This window comes from Algoriphagus zhangzhouensis, assembly GCF_900148515.1.
GTDB classification, from domain to species: Bacteria; Bacteroidota; Bacteroidia; order Cytophagales; family Cyclobacteriaceae; genus Algoriphagus; species Algoriphagus zhangzhouensis.
Window position 1 is genome coordinate 906298 of sequence record NZ_FRXN01000001.1, and the last position, 17302, is coordinate 923599.

At 38.3% G+C, this 17302-nt stretch carries 15 protein-coding genes; 5 read left to right on the forward strand and 10 right to left on the reverse strand.

Features of this window, described 5'->3' with window-relative positions:
* Positions 1-46: 46 nt before the first annotated feature.
* The 4 genes from BUF13_RS03865 to BUF13_RS03880 form a co-directional block, all read right to left on the reverse strand.
* Positions 47-1456, reverse strand: coding sequence for an NAD-dependent epimerase/dehydratase family protein (locus BUF13_RS03865; RefSeq protein WP_073570407.1), 1410 nt, complete (start codon positions 1454-1456; stop codon positions 47-49).
* A 62-nt stretch (positions 1457-1518) separates the two neighbouring features.
* On the reverse strand, positions 1519-2871 hold the full coding sequence (locus BUF13_RS03870) for a putative oxidoreductase C-terminal domain-containing protein (RefSeq protein ID WP_073570408.1): 1353 nt from the start codon (positions 2869-2871) through the stop codon (positions 1519-1521).
* Between the two features lie 22 nt (positions 2872-2893).
* Complete coding sequence (locus BUF13_RS03875; RefSeq protein ID WP_073570409.1) at positions 2894-4264, reverse strand: Gfo/Idh/MocA family protein; 1371 nt, start codon at positions 4262-4264, stop codon at positions 2894-2896.
* 38 nt (positions 4265-4302) lie between these two features.
* Positions 4303-5271, reverse strand: coding sequence for a DUF6807 domain-containing protein (locus BUF13_RS03880; protein WP_073570410.1), 969 nt, complete (start codon positions 5269-5271; stop codon positions 4303-4305).
* 81 nt (positions 5272-5352) lie between these two features.
* Between BUF13_RS03880 and BUF13_RS03885 the strand changes: the two genes are divergently transcribed.
* A complete protein-coding gene (locus BUF13_RS03885) occupies positions 5353-6279 on the forward strand; it encodes a ThuA domain-containing protein (protein WP_073570411.1) in 927 nt (308 codons plus the stop codon).
* 59 nt (positions 6280-6338) lie between these two features.
* On the opposite strand, the gene BUF13_RS03890 is transcribed toward BUF13_RS03885, so the two are convergent.
* On the reverse strand, positions 6339-6674 hold the full coding sequence (locus BUF13_RS03890) for a zinc ribbon domain-containing protein YjdM (protein ID WP_073570412.1): 336 nt from the start codon (positions 6672-6674) through the stop codon (positions 6339-6341).
* 45 nt (positions 6675-6719) lie between these two features.
* The gene (locus BUF13_RS03895; RefSeq protein WP_073570413.1) at positions 6720-7967 is read right to left on the reverse strand and encodes an NAD(P)/FAD-dependent oxidoreductase; all 1248 of its coding nucleotides are present in this window, start codon (positions 7965-7967) and stop codon (positions 6720-6722) included.
* A gap of 175 nt (positions 7968-8142) precedes the next feature.
* Here BUF13_RS03895 and BUF13_RS03900 point away from each other — a divergent pair, with 175 nt between their 5' ends.
* Positions 8143-9360, forward strand: coding sequence for a serine hydrolase domain-containing protein (locus BUF13_RS03900; RefSeq protein ID WP_073570414.1), 1218 nt, complete (start codon positions 8143-8145; stop codon positions 9358-9360).
* A 368-nt stretch (positions 9361-9728) separates the two neighbouring features.
* Here the strand turns inward: BUF13_RS03900 and BUF13_RS03905 are convergent, their stop codons facing one another.
* On the reverse strand, positions 9729-10691 hold the full coding sequence (locus BUF13_RS03905; protein ID WP_073570415.1) for a DUF4097 family beta strand repeat-containing protein: 963 nt from the start codon (positions 10689-10691) through the stop codon (positions 9729-9731).
* 143 nt (positions 10692-10834) lie between these two features.
* Between BUF13_RS03905 and BUF13_RS03910 the strand changes: the two genes are divergently transcribed.
* Positions 10835-11152 (forward strand): antibiotic biosynthesis monooxygenase family protein, encoded by a 318-nt coding sequence (locus BUF13_RS03910; RefSeq protein WP_073570416.1) that lies wholly within the window; start codon positions 10835-10837, stop codon positions 11150-11152.
* On the opposite strand, the gene BUF13_RS03915 is transcribed toward BUF13_RS03910, so the two are convergent.
* Complete coding sequence (locus tag BUF13_RS03915; protein WP_073570417.1) at positions 11149-11721, reverse strand: hypothetical protein; 573 nt, start codon at positions 11719-11721, stop codon at positions 11149-11151. The two genes, BUF13_RS03910 and BUF13_RS03915, sit on opposite strands and share 4 nt — an antisense overlap.
* Positions 11722-11833: 112 nt before the next feature.
* On the opposite strand from BUF13_RS03915, the gene BUF13_RS03920 reads away from it, so the two are divergent.
* The gene (locus tag BUF13_RS03920) at positions 11834-12427 is read left to right on the forward strand and encodes a hypothetical protein (RefSeq protein WP_073570418.1); all 594 of its coding nucleotides are present in this window, start codon (positions 11834-11836) and stop codon (positions 12425-12427) included.
* Position 12428: 1 nt separating this feature from the next.
* Entirely contained in the window at positions 12429-13493 is a 1065-nt protein-coding gene (locus tag BUF13_RS03925) for an alpha/beta hydrolase (RefSeq protein ID WP_073570419.1), read from the forward strand.
* Here the strand turns inward: BUF13_RS03925 and BUF13_RS03930 are convergent, their stop codons facing one another.
* Together BUF13_RS03930 and BUF13_RS03935 are read right to left on the reverse strand one after the other, a co-directional pair.
* Positions 13494-15401 carry a sialate O-acetylesterase gene (locus BUF13_RS03930; protein ID WP_073570840.1) on the reverse strand — a complete coding sequence of 636 codons (1908 nt, stop codon included), beginning with the start codon at positions 15399-15401 and terminating at the stop codon, positions 13494-13496. It abuts the gene before it with no gap.
* Between the two features lie 81 nt (positions 15402-15482).
* A complete protein-coding gene (locus BUF13_RS03935) occupies positions 15483-17294 on the reverse strand; it encodes a glycoside hydrolase family 9 protein (protein ID WP_166669807.1) in 1812 nt (603 codons plus the stop codon).
* Positions 17295-17302 lie beyond the last annotated feature (8 nt).

A 17302-nucleotide genomic window follows, 5' to 3' on the forward strand; every position in this document is an offset into this window, starting at 1 on the left:
TTGTATCAAAAAGAGTTTTAAATCATATACGAAATGACAGCCTGTGTCATCCTATAAATCTTACTTTTTTCTCTAGATAATTTTTAAATCGATTCATTACCCATAAATGAATCTTTGCTTGGGTATTTACATAAATAAACCAGGGTAATCGAGGAACAAAATCATGAATGGCAGTTAAAATATACTTGTCATCCAAAACACCTCGAAACTCAAGCCAACCAGAATCAAACCTCTTGACTAGCCATCCTCCTGATATGTAAAATAACTCCCTATGCTGATCACTCCTATCATGTACAGGAGTTAATTCCAACATTGGCTTTCTTCCATTCATTAAAAAAAAGCCTACCCCTTCCTGACCACTCATTTTTCCATTGATCAGAAATTTAAAAAACCAAGGCAGCCAGACTTTATATCGATTAGCAACCCAAGGTATTGAATAGCCTGATTCATTAGAAAGTCGTTGGATACTTCTAACTGTATTTTTTATCCCCTTTCTCTTATAAAAAGTGGGCAAATATGGTTTTTCATTAGAATTAACGGCTTCTAAAACAGACTCATCATAATTGAGATAATCGATATTTTTATCCTTCAGAGCCAGTTTAGGGTTTACTGTCAGCGTATGCTTCAAACTTTCAACCAAAGGAGAAACCAACTGTGATGGACTTTCCCCAAAAAGACCAACCCAAAATTTACTCAAGCCTAGGGAAAAGAAAGGAACTGAAAAGATCATCCTTTTTTTACCCAAAACTTTGGCTGTTCTTTCAAGCATTTCACGGTAAGTCAATATTTCAGGACTCCCAATTTCGATTGCTTGATTGTAAACATTTGAGTTTCCTATACAGTGATCTAATATAGTCAAAGTATCCCGAAGGGATATGGGTTGTGTCTTACTTTCTGTCCACTTTGGGCAGATCATCACGGGTAGTTTTTGAACCAGATTTTTAATCATATCAAAGCTCGAACCTCCAGGACCTACAATGATAGATGCTCTTAAGGCAGTCAGATTGTTCCCTCTTGAACCCAAGACCTGTTCCACTTCCAACCTACTTCTTATATGCCGAGAAAGATTCTCCTCGTAATTATCAGGAATAATTCCTCCCAAAAATATAATCTGCTTTACTCCATTTGCTTTGGCGGCACGGCTAAAATTATCCGCCAACAATAAATCAGTATCCTCAAAACTCCCCTGATTTAATCGAGTAGATGAATTCATGGAATGAACCAAATAAATCGCTACATCCACTCCCTTGAGTGCTTCCACTGTAGAGGAAATCGAATAAAGCTCTACTTGTCTCCATTCTACTTCGGTTTGCAAATTTGATTTAACCTTTCTCCTACTCAGGCCGATAATTTCATAGTGCTCCCGGTAATGGTGAATAAACCACCTTCCGATGTATCCACCAGCACCTGCTATTGCAACTTTCAGCTTTTTCTTTTCGCTTTGAGAACTAGACATAAAAAAGAAGGGATTGAATACATTTAACTTCAATCCCTTCATTCTGTTTAATTCCTAGTCTCCTATTTTTCTTGAGCCATAGAAAAAGCAGCTGTTGTGGTGAAATACTTGGTAATCATATTTGGAACCTCCCAGTCTGGCATATTTCTATTTTCATAATATTCCAAAAACTGCTCAGTTACCTGAGCAAAATGTGCTTCATGCCCATTGTGGTATTCCTCAGGGATCTTCACCTCAATTAAGCCAGATGATTTTTCTTCCAAAGAAATTCCAGGATACTTAGCCTGTAAAGTTTCAGAAACCGCTTTTTCAAGCGCCCCTTTATCCTCTCCCAAAAGCTCTACATACAGAGCCGGTTTATAATTTTCCTCAGCACCTTGACGGATGATTAGATTGGCTTTGGTTCCTCTCATTTTACTGTAATGAGTATCGGCCGTTCCTTCAGGTGCTTGGAAATTCCAAATCACAGAGACTTTTGAATGTACACCTTTCAAGGTATAATTCATCACCCCATTTGCCAAGACGTCCAATTTGCCATCTTGCCCAAAAGGAGCTGTTTTACCGGTTACTTTTTCATATTGTTCAGCATCCAAAGAAGTTGGCAACAACTCCGCTTCCAACATTGACACATCGGTAGTATCTAAAATTTGATTCGGGAAAAGCTCCCATTGAACCAAATCAACCAAGTGGGTTGTCACATCGACAATTCCAGATCCTTCGATTTCAGTATCAAAAAACCATTCTGGTCTAATCAATGGCTGTCCAGAAACATATTTAAAAAAGTGATGAACTGATTCTTTTGTAATAGCTGGATTATCGACAGTTCCAGTTTCGACCTTTCCAAATACATCTTCAATCATGGAAAGTTCGCGCTGTAATTTGGTCGTAATCTCAAATCGCTCAGTCATGATATCATAAAGCAAAAGGTCTTGCTTTTCTGCAGAATCAAATGCTTTCAATAGCTTTTTAAACCCATCATGATTGATCACCAAAGGTTTGTCTGCATAGACATTGATTCCATTATCTATAGCGGCAGAGATGTAATCTATTTTCCGATCATTTTTCCCTGCAACCACCATCACGTTTCCAGGTTTTTGAGAAATCATCTGATTTACAAAATCTGGACCTTCATAGATTTCCAGTTTCCAAGCAGTTGGATCCTCAGATCGAGTATTATAGGATTCAATTCTTTTGAGATATTCCTGTAATTCCTCCCCTTCCGGTGCAAAGACATGGATAGTAGAATCCACATTTGGATACATGGATTTATGTATCAGTCCAGCATGAAAATGACCTGGATCCAAAGTCATGATTTTAACTTTTGAGTCCATGGTTTCAGTTTGGTCTTTCATTTCTGGTGAAGAACAGGCGGAGAAAATAAGGGCTCCAAAGAGCCCTATTTGTAGTTTTTTCATATTCTAAAATAATCTAATTCGATTAGACATTGACATAATCAGTTCCCCATGGTCGTCTTTGAGGTCTACTTAGATAAGTATTTGCTTCTGGGTCATTGATGAATTCTTCCTTCACAGGATCCCAAGCCAATTTTCTACCCAACTTCATAGCAATATGGCTTACTAGGCAAACAGAACATGCTCTATGTCCGATTTCTACAGGGGAAAGCAATTCATTATTTCCTTGAATAGCACCCAGCCAGTTACCATGGTGTTCGGTACTTTTTGTCAAATGGATTTCATCTGGTCCAATTACCGAAGTTAAGATTTTTGGATCTGAAGCATCCAAGGCTTTTGCATTGTTATCCTGGGCAACCGGATCCGAGGAAGATGCTTGATAACTACCTCTTGACACCCAAATCCATCCATCAGAACCTTCGTATCGGATACCGTTTGGATAGCCTCCAGAAGTAAATACATTCACACCATTGTCATATTCTTGCTTGACCATGAAATCCCCATGAACATTCCAAAGACCAGATCTTGGAAATTCGGCAACTGCTTCAACATATCTCGGGCCTGTCAATTCGGTATCCATACCCCAAGCCGCTGAATCATAGTGGTGCTGACCCCAACCTGTGATCATCCCTGCTCCATAATTTTCTATTCTCAACCACCCTGGCCGACTGTAATCATGCTGAGGGTGTACTCCGATTTCAGTATAAGGCACTTCTGGAGTGGATCCTAACCACATGTCAAAATTCAAGTTAGAAGGAATTGGCATCTCAGGAGCTTCTGGACCTGCAGGATCTCCAGGAAGACCTATTCTAACTGTATGTAATTTCCCGATTCTTCCATTTCTCACCAATTCAGCTGCAATACGGAATTGCTCACTGGATCTTTGCTGCGTTCCTAGCTGTAGGACTACGCCAGTTTTATTCACAACATCTACTAATTGACGACCTTCTTTGATCGTCAAGGAAGTTGGTTTCTGAACATAAATATGCTTTCCTGCCAATGCAGCTTCCATCGCTGGTTGAGAATGCCAGTGATCGGGAGTTGAAATAACCACAGCATCGATATCGGGATTTAAAAGCATTTCACGGTAATCGCCATACTGCTTCACATCAATGTAAGGACTACCCATTTTCTTGGTATAGTATTCTTCTACATACTTCTTACCGTCAGCCATTCTTTTGCTATCCAAATCTGAAACAGCAATGATTCGAGCTACATCATGTCTCCAGGTTCCCGGCATATCATGATCTCTCGCAATCCTACCACATCCAATTTGACCGATATTGATTTTATTACTAGGGGCATTCTTACCTAAAACAGAAGCAGGTACGATCGTCGGGAATCCGAATGCTGCACCTGCTACAGCAGTTTTCATAATAAAGTCTCTTCTTTTCATAATTCGTGAAAAAGGTATTAGATAAATTTAAGGGTTTCTTATTTAACGAAGGCTCTCCAATAAGCCTCAGCCTCCTCAGCACTCATTGTACCATCAAAAACAATCATTCTGTACTTAAGGCTATATTTTTTATTAGGTAGGATCTCCCAAGATTCATGGCGAATCGGAGTAAATTCCACAAAGACATTACCTTTTCGGTCATAATTTTCTTCTGGCCAAACTCTTAAAGGCTCCGGATGAGCCTTGTTTGTATTATGACTTAAGATTAGCAATCCGCTCGTTCCTTCAGGAGCATTTGTTTCACCAGTAATTATCACCCATTTAGCTTCACTGCTGTCGGCGTTTTTGCGATCTTTTCCTTCGGAAGTCAAAATCACACTATTATCAGATCCCCACACTTCCGTGGCTCTGAATCCTAAACCTCCTCCATATCTATAGTCATCCAATAGTATTCCTCCCGGATTTTTCGTGGAAATCGTCGAAGTGTAATCAACCATATATCGTCCTTTATCAGCAGGTTTGACTTTAATCCTTAAATCCTCCTCGATTGCGATCTTTTGGGATTCAGGAGCTTTCAGATCATAGTGATTTTGACGCACATTTAGCTCAGCAGCACCACCTGCTTGCTTTTTGGAAATAACATGTGAAAAGTCCACTCGGCCCTTTCCATCTCCCAAATTCCAAAAATCCACTTCCCGACCATCAATTGTAGCCCTGGTCCAAGGCCCCCAAATTCCATAATGATGGTAATGGTCCTTAGGCTGGATTCTGGTCAATACTTGACCACTTGGAGAGGTAAGAGGGTGAATAAATCCAGATTTACTAAAGGCCTCCTTAATACCTTCAGGAACTGGAACTTTAGATTTTTGATAGGTCAAAACAGTCTGACCATTGATGCTAAAATCAACTCCATCAGGAGTCTCATTCAAGACTACTTTTTGCGAAAACGATAGCGTAGAAAAAAGTAGAAAAACAGGCGCTAGAAGTAATTTCCTTTTGAAATTCATGCAAGATTCAGGTTATTAGGCATTCGAATTCAAGTTATAAATTCTCTATTAAAACCCATTTAAAGTTTAATTGAATACCCCATGAAGAAATCTATTTTCTACGGAATCGTTTTCCTCTTAAGCTCTCAATTTTCCTTTGGACAAAGCATGTCTGAAGTAAAATTGACTGATGCATGGAAGGATAAAATCTATTCTCTGGCTCCAGAGAAACCAACCTTCCCTACCACCAAACCAAAAAAGGTTCTAGTTTTTTCACTACACACAGGTTTCGTTCATTGGGTAAATCCACATACAGAAGAGATGTTCAAAATCTTGGGACAAAAAAGTGGTGCATTTGATGTCACTTCAAGCACAGACATAGAAATGTTTGAAAAGGCAAACTTGAAGGAATTTGATTTGATTGTCCTAAACAACACCAACTCAAAACCTCAATACAGAAATCTATTCGTTGATAAGCTAAGTGAAGATCAGCATTCAGATAGTGTGGCAGTTTGGAAAAAAGCGGGTGAATTGGAGAAAAACCTAATCAACTTCGTGAAAAAAGGAGGAGGTTTATTCGTAATCCATGGAGGAAATACCACTTTCAATAACTCTCAGGAATTCTCTGAATTATTGGGAGGAAGCTTTGATTATCATCCTAAACAACAAGATATCAAGGTAAGATTGGTTGATCCAAACCACCCTTTGGTTCAGGCTTTTCCTAAAGAAGGATTTGTTCATACAGATGAGCCTTACTTTTACAAAAACGCTTATGAGAATCTTGATTTCAAACCTCTTTTGTATTTCAACAATGCAGAAATTGAAGGTCAGAGAAAAGAAAAAGAATTGAAAGACGGAGTGACTTATGTGGCCTGGATCAGAAAAGACGGAAAAGGTAGAGTGCTTTATAGCTCTCCTTCTCACAATGCTCAAAGCTTCGAAAACGCAGATTTGCTACAGTTTTTCTTGGACGGTATGCAATACTTAGTTGGAGATGTTAAAGTCGATGACAAGTCAATCGGGAAATAAAAAACAAAAAAGGGTTCGGAAATCAATTCCGAACCCTTTTCACTTATATTTTATGGCAATTATGCCTTTCTTACAAATTCACTTTTCAAGGCCATCGATCCAAATCCATCGATTTTACAATCAATATTGTGATCCCCTTCCACTAGTCTGATACTTCTCACTTTCGTACCTGCCTTAATCGGCTTCGGCGCTCCTTTTACAGGAAGGTCTTTAACAATCACAACAGCATCACCATCCGCCAACTGAGTACCATTGGCATCTTTGACAATCAGTCCTTCTTCAACTTCTTCCTCAGATGAAGGAATCCATTCATAAGAACATTCAGGACAAACTAGCTTATCGTCCATTTCATATCCATACGGAGATCCGCAGGAAGGGCAAGGAGGTATATTCATGCCGGCAAAGATAAGCTTTTTTGGAAGCTATTCCGTTGCAAATCCTCAATGAGTCGGCATATAAGAATGGATGATGGACTCAGCTGCAATTCTTCCAGACCTCATGGCGGCATTGATCGAGCCATTCAACAGATAATCTCCAGCCAAATAAACCTGATCGGTAATTTGACATTCACTAATCGGAATACTGTATTTCAAATCGTCCAAAACAGGCAATGCATAAGGAATATGATACAAATGAACGAACTTGAAGTATTCGCTTTTCACTCCCGACACCTCCTCTAATTCATTTTGAACTTGTTGAATCAACTCTTTGTCATCCAATTCATTTTCCAAAACTGTCACAGAAAGTAAAGCTCTTCCATTTTGACTGTATGCATCTGAAACATCATCCATGAAAACAAGATTATTTACCAATTTTCCATGAGGTAGCAATCCTATCATAGGCCGAGCTAAAAACGACTTTTGCAGTGAAAAATAGAGATTGGTAACCTTCCTCGGAGAAGCGAATTGTCCCTGAAGTTGTTTCATGATTTTATCTGGTTGCACCGCGATAATTATTCTATCTGCATGCAGCTCATCCCCATTTTTAAGTAAGATTTTATCTCCTTGAACTTCTTCTACAGGACTTATGAAGAAAATCTGAGTAGTGCTCAATTGTCTTCTCAACATTTCTGCCACCTCTCCCATTCCTTTAGCCGGAATCGCTGCATGTCCAATGGAAAACATTTTGAATACATACTCAAACATCCTGGAGCTGGTATTCAGATGCTTTTCCAAGAAAATTCCTCTAAAAAAGGGATTAAAGAAATTGGTGATGATCTGATCCGAAAAACCATACTTTTTGAGGTATTGGTGTGTTGGGATCGAAGGAGTTTCAAAAATCTCTTCAAAGGTCTTTTTCTTCAATTCTTGTGTCAGAGAAAACATTTTAATCTTATCCAGAAGTGTTCCCACTTTAGAAAAAGCCATCCCCATCACCTTCAAAGGATTTCTTAGAGGATCTGTGATAATATAGGATTCATTACCATCCATTATTACAGCTCCCGGATCAAAAGTCTTCAGGTTTAAAGCCTGAAAATCTAGATACCTTTTTGCCTCTGGATAGGCAGTATTGAGAACCTGAAACCCATGATCTAATAAAAACCCCTCTACTTCATCCGTTTTCATTCTACCGCCTACACGATCTGAAGCCTCCAAAATTATAGGGGAAAATCCCGCTTTTTCTAATTCCAAAGCAGCTACTAATCCGGATAAGCCGGCACCGATGATATATATTTTATCTTCTTTCATATTTAAAGGCTGGGTTAAAACAGTCAGAATTCTTCAAAAACAAAGAGATTATAGAATTCCTTAAAAGGTAACCAGAAAGTGTTCAAAGAGTTTTGAAGAATTTCCATTTTTCAAATCCACCAATGGCAATGCATTGGAGCAGGAATTTTGTAAAATCGCAATAAATCACCTAAGCATGAAAAAAACAGCCTTACTTCTTTTATTTTCTGCCTTCGCAGTACAAACTACTTTTTCTCAAACCTACTTTCCTAAAAAAGGAAACTGGGAGAAGAAATCACCGACAGAATTGGGACTTAATTCCCAAAAGGTTCAAGAGGCCATTGATTTTGCGATAGCTCACGAAAGTGATGCTAATCCAAATTTGAAAATCGCTCACTACGAATCGGCTTTCGGTAGAGAACCTTTCGGTTATCCTGTCGGCCCCATGAAAACTCGTGGTCCAGCGACGGGATTGATTATTTTTAAAGGATATGTTGTTGGCCAGTGGGGAGAGCCTAACAGAGTTGATTTGACTTTTTCAGTAGCAAAAAGTTTTCTTTCCACTACCGCAGGATTGGCGGTAGCTGAGGGTTTGATCCAAAGCGAGCAAGATTTGGTTTATCCTTACATGGCTCCTATTTACCCTTATGAACCAGCCAAGTTATTAATGAATAAATCGGATCATTTGATGGATGATGATGTGTTTGAGCTTTTTGACACAGAACACAATAAAACCATCACTTGGAATCATTTATTGAGACAGACTTCAGATTGGGAAGGTTCATTATGGGGAAAACCTGATTGGGGAGACAGACCAGCTGAAGGAGTAGCTGAGAAAAGAGCAAGGCCTCAAAACAGTCCCGGTTCCAAATATGAATACAATGACACTCGGGTAAATGTCTTGGCTTTGGCTCTTTTGAATGTTTGGAGAAAGCCGCTTCCAACAGTTTTGAAGGAAAAAATCATGGACCCAATTGGAGCAAGTGATACTTGGAGATGGACTGGTTATGAAAATTCCTTTGTGATTATTGATGGCCAAATCATGCAATCTGTAAGTGGCGGATCACATTGGGGAGGTGGAATGATGCTTTCTGCTTATGATCAGGCACGATTTGGATACCTAACAATGAACGAAGGTAATTGGGCTGGAAAACAATTGATTTCCAAAGATTGGATCGCAAAATCTAAAATCCCAACACCTGCAAATCCTGGTTATGGATTTATGAATTACTTCTTGAATGAAGATCAAAAGCAAGTTCCAGCAGGTCCGAAATCAGCCTTTCTACACATCGGAGCAGGAACGAATATGATATATGTAGATCCAGAAAATGAACTGGTAATCGTAGCTAGATGGATTCCAAATGGTGATAAAGCGGAATTGGTTAAGAAAATCTTAGAAAGCCTACCTCACTAATTCAAATGGTATCAAAAAACAAGACCCCGGCGGGGAGCCGGGGTCGGGAGTGATTTAAACAACTTTTCACTATTCCTTTTTTAGAACTCGGAAGGATAACCGTTTTCGAATGCCCGTGTTCATCAACCTAACAACCCTTATGAAACCTTTACTAAAGAAAGATATCAGGCATTCTTAACGAAATAATATTTGGTTTTACATTCTGAATTACTCGTTATGCATACAAATATACGGTAAGAATTTTAGAACAGTTATCCTAATTTTAATTAATTGATTTACGTCAAAAGATTAATAATCAGGCTATAAGTCAAAAACAGATAAGACACCCTGAAAGTGCCTTATCTGTTAATTTAGAACGTTAAAATATTTTAATTGAAAATCTCAATTGATCCACTGCTTACAGATCCCTGAATTGTATATGGTGAACCATTGTGGATTTCTAAACTTCCTGAGGAAGAACTATCTCCTACTTTCACTCTTCCACTTCCTGCTTGAAAATCATAATTGTAATCAGCTAAATCAGAATAAGTTTGAATTTTTATTCTACCAGAAGAGCTACTCAAACGTGTTTTTGCTCCTAAGCCTATATCTTCACCTTCAATGGAACCCGAACTAACTTTTAGTTCTTCGATTTCATTTACTCTTTCCATGTAAAGGTTACCTGAACTCAATTGAGAGTTCAATTTCCCCGTGATAGACTTAACTCTAATAACACCACTGGATACATTCAATTTAGCATCTCCATCAATTTGATCGAATTCTAACCTTCCAGAACCAGCTTCACCTTTCACATTCCCTACCAAATTATAGCCTTTTATCGTACCTGAACCAACCTCAAGATCAATAGTATTGGCAGCAACATTATACAATTCCAACCTTCCCGAACCTGCATCCAATTCTATTTCTGAAGATTCAACATTGGAAATCTGAGTAGTTCCGGATCCTGATTCTACATCCAATTCAATAGACACAGGTCCACTGATATAAAGAACACCTTTATGTCTTCCAGATCCGATTAAATTTTTCTGATCCAATTCGATTTTCAATTCGTCTCCTTCCATTTGGTATTTCACCTTATAAGCTCCAGGTCGAGATGATTCTAAGGTACCTGTCAATGTCACTTCAGTTTTACCCTCAACTCCTTCATAAACTACCTCCAAAAAGCCTGATTCAATATCAATCTTTTGTACATCATAAAATTCCTCATCAATAGTTTGGACGACTTCCAATTCCCCATATCCGCAGGAGAAAAGCAAAGGAGTTAATAGTAATCCCAAGATGAGTTTTAAAACAAATGGTCTTTTCTTTCCAGTTTTCATAATTGCTTGCATTAAAATGTTGGTTTAGTTTTCTCTTTTGAGATCGTTATTGAATTCATTTATGAGCAGTCAAGCTCACTCAGAATCAAATATTTTGATCAACTTTATACTAAGACAACTGAAAAGATTCTTCCCCCTATTGAACATCAAAAAAAATGATTGCAAACACTCCACCGCCTCCATACTATGCTGTGATATTTTCAAATATCAGAACTGATACTGATGAAGGATATGGACAAACAGCTGAGCATATGGTTGAGTTGGCAGAAAAAACACCTGGTTACTTAGGACATGAAAGTGTAAGAGATGGAATGGGCATTACTATTTCCTATTGGAAAGATTTGGAATCAATCAAATTTTGGAAACAGCAACAAGACCATCTGGAAGCCCAAAAAAATGGAAGAGACAAGTGGTACAAAGCCTATAAAACTAGAATTTGCTTGGTAGAAAGGGATTACGGATTCGAGCTTTAGAAAGCGTATCCAATCCCTATTCCTCCAAACAATGGCCAAAATCCATTATTGTTGAAAATCGGGTTGACATTAATTTTCCACATAAACCCTCCATCTACAGGAACCTTTCTGTATCCAAAATTCATGGTCCCCATTAAACTTGGAGACCCATCTACGTCTAAGATGAAATTATAGTCATCATTATCGTAGGTATTGCAGATATATTGACCGGTATTTTGATCATAATACCCGTCGATGCAATAGGAATAGGAATCATTGCTAAATCCAAAAAATGTAGCTCCAAAACCTAACTCGAAATAATGTGGACCATTTCCGTAGAGTTTATTGACCATCAAAGGAATTGAAAAAAAAGATTCTCCGCCAGAAACTGTATAACCTCCAGCACCCACTCTCATCCCCCAGGAATTCATATCTTCTGGGTTAAATCGAAAATCATAATTAAAACTGTACGGGAGACCTGCCCCACCCAATTCCAAATACACAAATTTGGAAGGAATTTTATCTTCTTGGGCAAAAGCCTGAGATAGGAAAGAAAAAACTACAACAAGGGCAAAAATATATCGCTTCATAAGTATCAAAATTTAAGTCTAATACGTCAAAATTAATGAAACGATACACATGAAAGCTAAAGTTTTAATATCAGAAACTTATAGTACACAATTTTCCAAAATCTAAGAAAAGATGAATTTCAACTTCAAACCTATAAAATCAACTCTAGTGCTTTGTTTTGGTTATTTATTCTTGATGGTAATTGTTTCATGTGTTGAGGAACCAAATCCCTACATATTTGGCGAATGTCCCGATCCTGTAAAAGCAACTTTTGAAGATTTAGAAGTCAACTTCACTCCATTTATAGACGATCGGTTTGCAGTGGAGTCAGATACAGTCACTTTTTCAGACTTCAGTGTAGTTTTCAATTTCAAGCCAGAAGAAACAACAACCAGCAAATTATTGAATTCCTTTCCAGGTAAAGCCTATGCACTTTCTTGTGCACTAGTCTATAACTTTTCGAATATTTCAAATATTTCAATCACCTTGACAGAAGCATTTGGGAATCTTCAAAACGGATCAGATATCACATTCCTTTTTGAAGATTATGCCGGCAAAAAGCTTTCAGAATTAAAAGATTTCAAAGAAATTCCTGCTTACTTGGGATTCAATTTCACAGGTGAGATTGAAAATTATTCCAAGTTAAAATTTAGAACTCACGTATTTTTGAAGGATGGAACTCAAATCGTCGTAAATTCGAGCTCTCCAACTTTGAAAACTTCTTGATATGCTTCGTAAAATCTTCCTAGGATTATTTGCCACGGCTATGGTTTTGGTCATAGTTTACATGCTAGGGCCAAAAGTCGAAACAGAAAACCTTGAAATTCATTTTCCCGAAATCCCAACTCGGTTAAATGAATTAGAAGCATATATTTCCCAAAGGGAAGACAGTGTGAAAGGCTTGAAACCAGACAATGAAGCCTATATCCAATGGGCAGATTCTAGCAACAAAAGAAAGACTCCCTACTCTATCGTCTATATCCATGGATTTGGAGCAAGTCCCATGGAAGGCGACCCTGTTCATAGATTTTTGGCAGAGCATTTCGGAGCCAATTTGTTTGTGACCCGTCTTCCAGAACATGGAATCCGAAGAGAAAATGGAATGGAATACCTCACAGCTCAGAAATTGGCTGACGCTGTTGGTGAAGCATATCAAATTGGGAAAGTCTTAGGAGATGAAGTCATCATAATTGGCACTTCCATGGGTGGAGCCTTGACTACACTCCTTGCAAGTCAGCAGCCTGACATCAAAGCTTTGGTCCTTTATTCTCCAGCCTTTAGGGATCGTGGTGAGGTTTTAGGGAAATTATTTACTCCTTGGGCAAAGTTCTTAATGGAAAATTTTGCCATGAAAGACAAAATGATCCATCAAGAAAGAAGCGAAATCAAAGCCGCTTACTGGTCTGAAGATTATCATATCAATGGCTACCAGAGCTTGGCTGTATTGATGTATAGTATGATGAATAAATCCACTTACGAAAAAATTCATCAACCTCTATTTTTAGGATACTATTACAAAAGTGAGGAGGAACAAGACGGTACCGTCTCTGTCCAAAAAATGCTTGAAATGTTCCAAGAAGTTTCCACTCCAGAAAACCTAAAAGTAGAAAAGGCATTTCCTAAGTCTGGAAATCATGTGATCTCAAGTTCGATCACTTCTGATGATTGGGAAGGCGTCATGTTTGAAACCATCAATTTCTTGGAAAATGTGGTCGGAATAACTCCAAGACCACAATTTCAAGAAAAAGTAGATGAAATGATGGAAGTTCAAGACATCAAATCCCAAGACTAATTATTCCAATTCCATTCGAAACGGCTGAGCTGGTAAACCTTCTGAATTGATCAAATTCACCTCAGGATTATCAGCCCAAGCATATCTAATTTCTACTGGATTGAATCCATCTGGCAACTTGATTTGAATCTGATCTTTACCTACAATTTTACCTTCTGCTAAAATCCATTTTCCTGCCTCATTCTTCAGAATAAAGCCTTTTACATCTCCTTCCACAATCAATTGTAATCCATCACCAATTGAAACATAATTGAGAGTAACAGTAGCTCCAGTTTTGCTAACCTCTTTGATAATGGGCCCTGATGCGGTTACTTTTTCATTGAAAGCAACTTTTCTTGCTTGAAGCCATAATCTTTCTCCCACGTCTTTCTTATTTCTAGGGTGAATATCTTCTGCTTCTCCAATATCAATAATCACAGACATGCCCGTTTTAGGTAGTTCCAAGGTTTCTGTCTGTGCCTCACGTAAGAAAGCCCATTGGCTATCTGGTTGGATATCGACCCTTTCCATGAAATTGGCTAGTTGAACAAAAAGAAATGGCATTTCTGGAAGATCCCAGATAGTTCGCCAGTTAGTTATCATGGTCTCAAATAGCTCTTTGTACTCCCCTGCTCTACCAGCGTTACTTTCACCCTGATACCAAATCACACCTTTGATTCCATAATCTTTCAATGGATAAATCATGGCATTATACATGGCTCCAGGCTTCCAGTTTTGCCAAGTTACTTCAGGTAGCTTTGGTTCAACAATAGCGTTAGAATAAGACCAAGTTCCTTCTAAAGCGATCTTCTTCCCTGCTTGTAGCAAATACATTTCATCTTTTGATCCAATAACAGGTTTATTATTCCAAGTATTAATAGCTCGAATTGTAATTACATTTTTACCCTCAAAAAGTAAATCAGATGATACCGAAACCTCAGGCATCGTAGTTCCCCAATCTTTATGATGAACCAATTCACCATTGATATAGATAAATGCCATTTGATCAATCGAAGGAAAAATTAATGTAACATCTTCCGTTGAAGCCAATTGAAATGACTTCCGAACCCAAGCTATATCACTTAGAGGATTGGCTGAAGGAAGGTTAATTTTACTCCATTGAGAATCACTATAGTCTACTGAAGAAACCTCTCTAGCTGTAGCCGAATCTGGATGATGCACCATGATATCACGCATCTCGCGTCTTTTATCATTTGCCTGAAACTCCTTATCCCACTTCTCTTGATTTTCGACCATATCCAATGCCTCTTCTAAAAAGGACATTCCTTCCATTTCAGCCAAGATTTCAGCATCTGTCCATCCCTCAGCAGGAGTTCCGCCCCAGTTGGACTCTATAATTCCAACAGGCACATCTTTTTCCAAAGCATTTCTTTTGGCAAAAAACCAAGCCACAGCAGAAAAATCAGGCATATTGATAGAGTCTGCAACTTTCCATTCCCCTTCTGGAATGTCTGACTTTTTAACAGCTGCATAGATCCTAGGCACTTTAAAAAAACGAATCTTTGGATTTCCGCCATCTTTATATTCTGCATCAGCCCCAATAACTCCTGACTTCAATGGCCATTCCATGTTGGATTGACCTCCAGCCAACCAAACATCTCCGAAATACACATCTTTAACTTCTGTTTGATTGACTTTCATAATATGCGGTCCACCAGCAGAAACCGAAGGTAAACCTACAATCCAAGTACTGTCACTTTCTACCTCAGTGCTGGACATTACACCGGCTATACTTACTCGGACATTTTCTCCAGGAATCCCTTTTCCCCAAACTGAAATAGGCTGGTCCCGTTGTAAAACCATTCCTTCCGAAATAACTCTTGGTAGGGTGATTTCAGACTGGAATTTTTCTTTGCAGCCAAAAACCAACATTGGCAATGCAATCAACAATACAGAAAGCTTTTTCATATTAAGTCTTGGATTCACAGGGAAATTGAAGAAAATATCTGAAACTCTAGCCTGTTTTCCCAATTTTTCCACCAACAGAAATTATTCTGTTTCAATAGCTTGCAAAGCATTGACCAAATAGGCAAAAGCAGCATTCCAATTGATTGCAATTTCATTGCTTGCATAACTTTCCAGATCATCCACATAGGTTTCATCTGGAAAAGAACTGGAATACATGACTTTATCTTGTTTTCCAGGATTTGGACCACCCACCAAAAATCCAGGAATAGGCCCAAGTGATTCTCTACCAGCTATCAATCGATGGTGAGGAAATTGAGGCGTTTTCGCCCCAAAACCCGTAGCGTATGAATATCCTGTGGAATTCCTACCCAACAAATAATCCAAGTTATCAAATGCTCCTTCCAAATAACTCGGCTCTCCAAATAGCTTAAAAGCCTGAATCAATAAAATCCCTTGATTGGCTGCTACAGCATTACTCCCCCAAACGAAATTACTTCTTTGGGTTTCCATCGGATTCAAAAAGGCTGTTTTCCTGCTTTCTTTCACAATTTCATCCGCAGCTTGTTGCATTTGAAGTTTTACATGGTCAATCCAAATAGGTGAAGTATTACTCAAATTCTGAGAATGACGAAGCAAGGAATAGTATCCCAGCCATTTGACTTTTGACCAAGTAGGTAAAATAAAATCCAAGTTTGAACCTTCAACTACTTTCCAATAGTCCAGATTATGGGTCGCAATAAATAATTCAGATGCAGCCCAAACTCTTTCATCATCCAGGCTCTTGTCACCATAAGCACCTGTGGTTACAGGGGGAGCAAAACGTTCATTCAATGAATTTTGATCATAAATGGCAGTAGGATTTTTTTCTGCCCAATGCCAGGCTTTTTCAGCAGCTTTCAAATACCACTCACTATTTTGAGGAGAATAGGTCTTAAAAATTCGATGTGCTTGAGCCATTACTGCCGCAAAGTCCAAAGCAGCCGCAGTACTTTTTTGGACTACAAATCGTTCATGAGTAGCATCTATGGGCTGCACAAAACCTTCGAATTTGGCAGTTGTCAACTTGTGATAAACGCCCCCGTCAGATGGATCCTGCATTCCAATCATCCAGTCCAAGTTCCATTGAATTTCATTCAAAATGTCTGGAATTCTATCTTGAGACTCTGGAATATTCAATGTCAATTCTTGAAAATAGTGCGGATAATCCTCGTAAAGAGACATTAGCGTTCCTAAAGTAATCCCACTGTTGACCACATATTTATTATAATCCCCAGCGTCATACCAACCTTTAGACCCATCAATTTTATACCCTACTGGCCTATATGAATCGGCAGCTGATGAATGAATAGAAACATTAGTATCAGGATGAGAGGAGCTTCTACTCCATTTCCCTGCATAAATAGAATCAATCGGAGTGGAAGCCCTTTGATAATAGAATGCCTTCAAAGAAGCCTTGCCTAAATTTTCAAAAATGCTCTTCTTTATTTCAAATGGATAGGACTTTCCAATTAAAGGAATGATAATCTCATATTTTCCAGCTTTGTTTAGAGATGAAAAATCAATGATCTGAACTTTCTTCCCAGAAAAAGTAGAACTTGGATTAAGAGATGTCTTTCCCTTCAAGATCAAATCTTTATTATCTGTATCTACAATCCAAAATTCTTTTTCTTCCTCTTCAGAAACCCAAATCGCTATCTTTTTTTGATTGGTGAAAAATCCTAATTGATTTATTCTCAGACTCTCAAGAACCTGATATTTTTCCAATTCTACCTTCGTTTGGCAGGAAAAAATCAAAAGCATAAAAGCTACTAAATAAAAGAAGCTTCCTTGTTTTTGACAGACAAAAATTGAAGAGAATCTACTATAATCTTTACCTGTGTAAAGTTTCATCATTATTGAAT

What these genes read in the sequence shown, in the direction of transcription:
- BUF13_RS03905 (WP_073570415.1), bottom strand. Translation starts at nt 10,691, where the DNA reads ATGCAAGCAATTATGAAAACTGGAAAGAAAAGACCATTTGTTTTAAAA.
- BUF13_RS03870 (WP_073570408.1), bottom strand. Translation starts at nt 2,871, where the DNA reads ATGAAAAAACTACAAATAGGGCTCTTTGGAGCCCTTATTTTCTCCGCC.
- BUF13_RS03895 (WP_073570413.1), bottom strand. Translation starts at nt 7,967, where the DNA reads ATGAAAGAAGATAAAATATATATCATCGGTGCCGGCTTATCCGGATTA.
- BUF13_RS03925 (WP_073570419.1), top strand. Translation starts at nt 12,429, where the DNA reads ATGCTTCGTAAAATCTTCCTAGGATTATTTGCCACGGCTATGGTTTTG.
- BUF13_RS03900 (WP_073570414.1), top strand. Translation starts at nt 8,143, where the DNA reads ATGAAAAAAACAGCCTTACTTCTTTTATTTTCTGCCTTCGCAGTACAA.
- BUF13_RS03935 (WP_166669807.1), bottom strand. Translation starts at nt 17,294, where the DNA reads ATGATGAAACTTTACACAGGTAAAGATTATAGTAGATTCTCTTCAATT.
- BUF13_RS03875 (WP_073570409.1), bottom strand. Translation starts at nt 4,264, where the DNA reads ATGAAAAGAAGAGACTTTATTATGAAAACTGCTGTAGCAGGTGCAGCA.
- BUF13_RS03885 (WP_073570411.1), top strand. Translation starts at nt 5,353, where the DNA reads ATGAAGAAATCTATTTTCTACGGAATCGTTTTCCTCTTAAGCTCTCAA.
- BUF13_RS03920 (WP_073570418.1), top strand. Translation starts at nt 11,834, where the DNA reads ATGAATTTCAACTTCAAACCTATAAAATCAACTCTAGTGCTTTGTTTT.
- BUF13_RS03890 (WP_073570412.1), bottom strand. Translation starts at nt 6,674, where the DNA reads ATGAATATACCTCCTTGCCCTTCCTGCGGATCTCCGTATGGATATGAA.
- BUF13_RS03915 (WP_073570417.1), bottom strand. Translation starts at nt 11,721, where the DNA reads ATGAAGCGATATATTTTTGCCCTTGTTGTAGTTTTTTCTTTCCTATCT.
- BUF13_RS03865 (WP_073570407.1), bottom strand. Translation starts at nt 1,456, where the DNA reads ATGTCTAGTTCTCAAAGCGAAAAGAAAAAGCTGAAAGTTGCAATAGCA.
- BUF13_RS03910 (WP_073570416.1), top strand. Translation starts at nt 10,835, where the DNA reads ATGATTGCAAACACTCCACCGCCTCCATACTATGCTGTGATATTTTCA.
- BUF13_RS03930 (WP_073570840.1), bottom strand. Translation starts at nt 15,401, where the DNA reads ATGAAAAAGCTTTCTGTATTGTTGATTGCATTGCCAATGTTGGTTTTT.
- BUF13_RS03880 (WP_073570410.1), bottom strand. Translation starts at nt 5,271, where the DNA reads ATGAATTTCAAAAGGAAATTACTTCTAGCGCCTGTTTTTCTACTTTTT.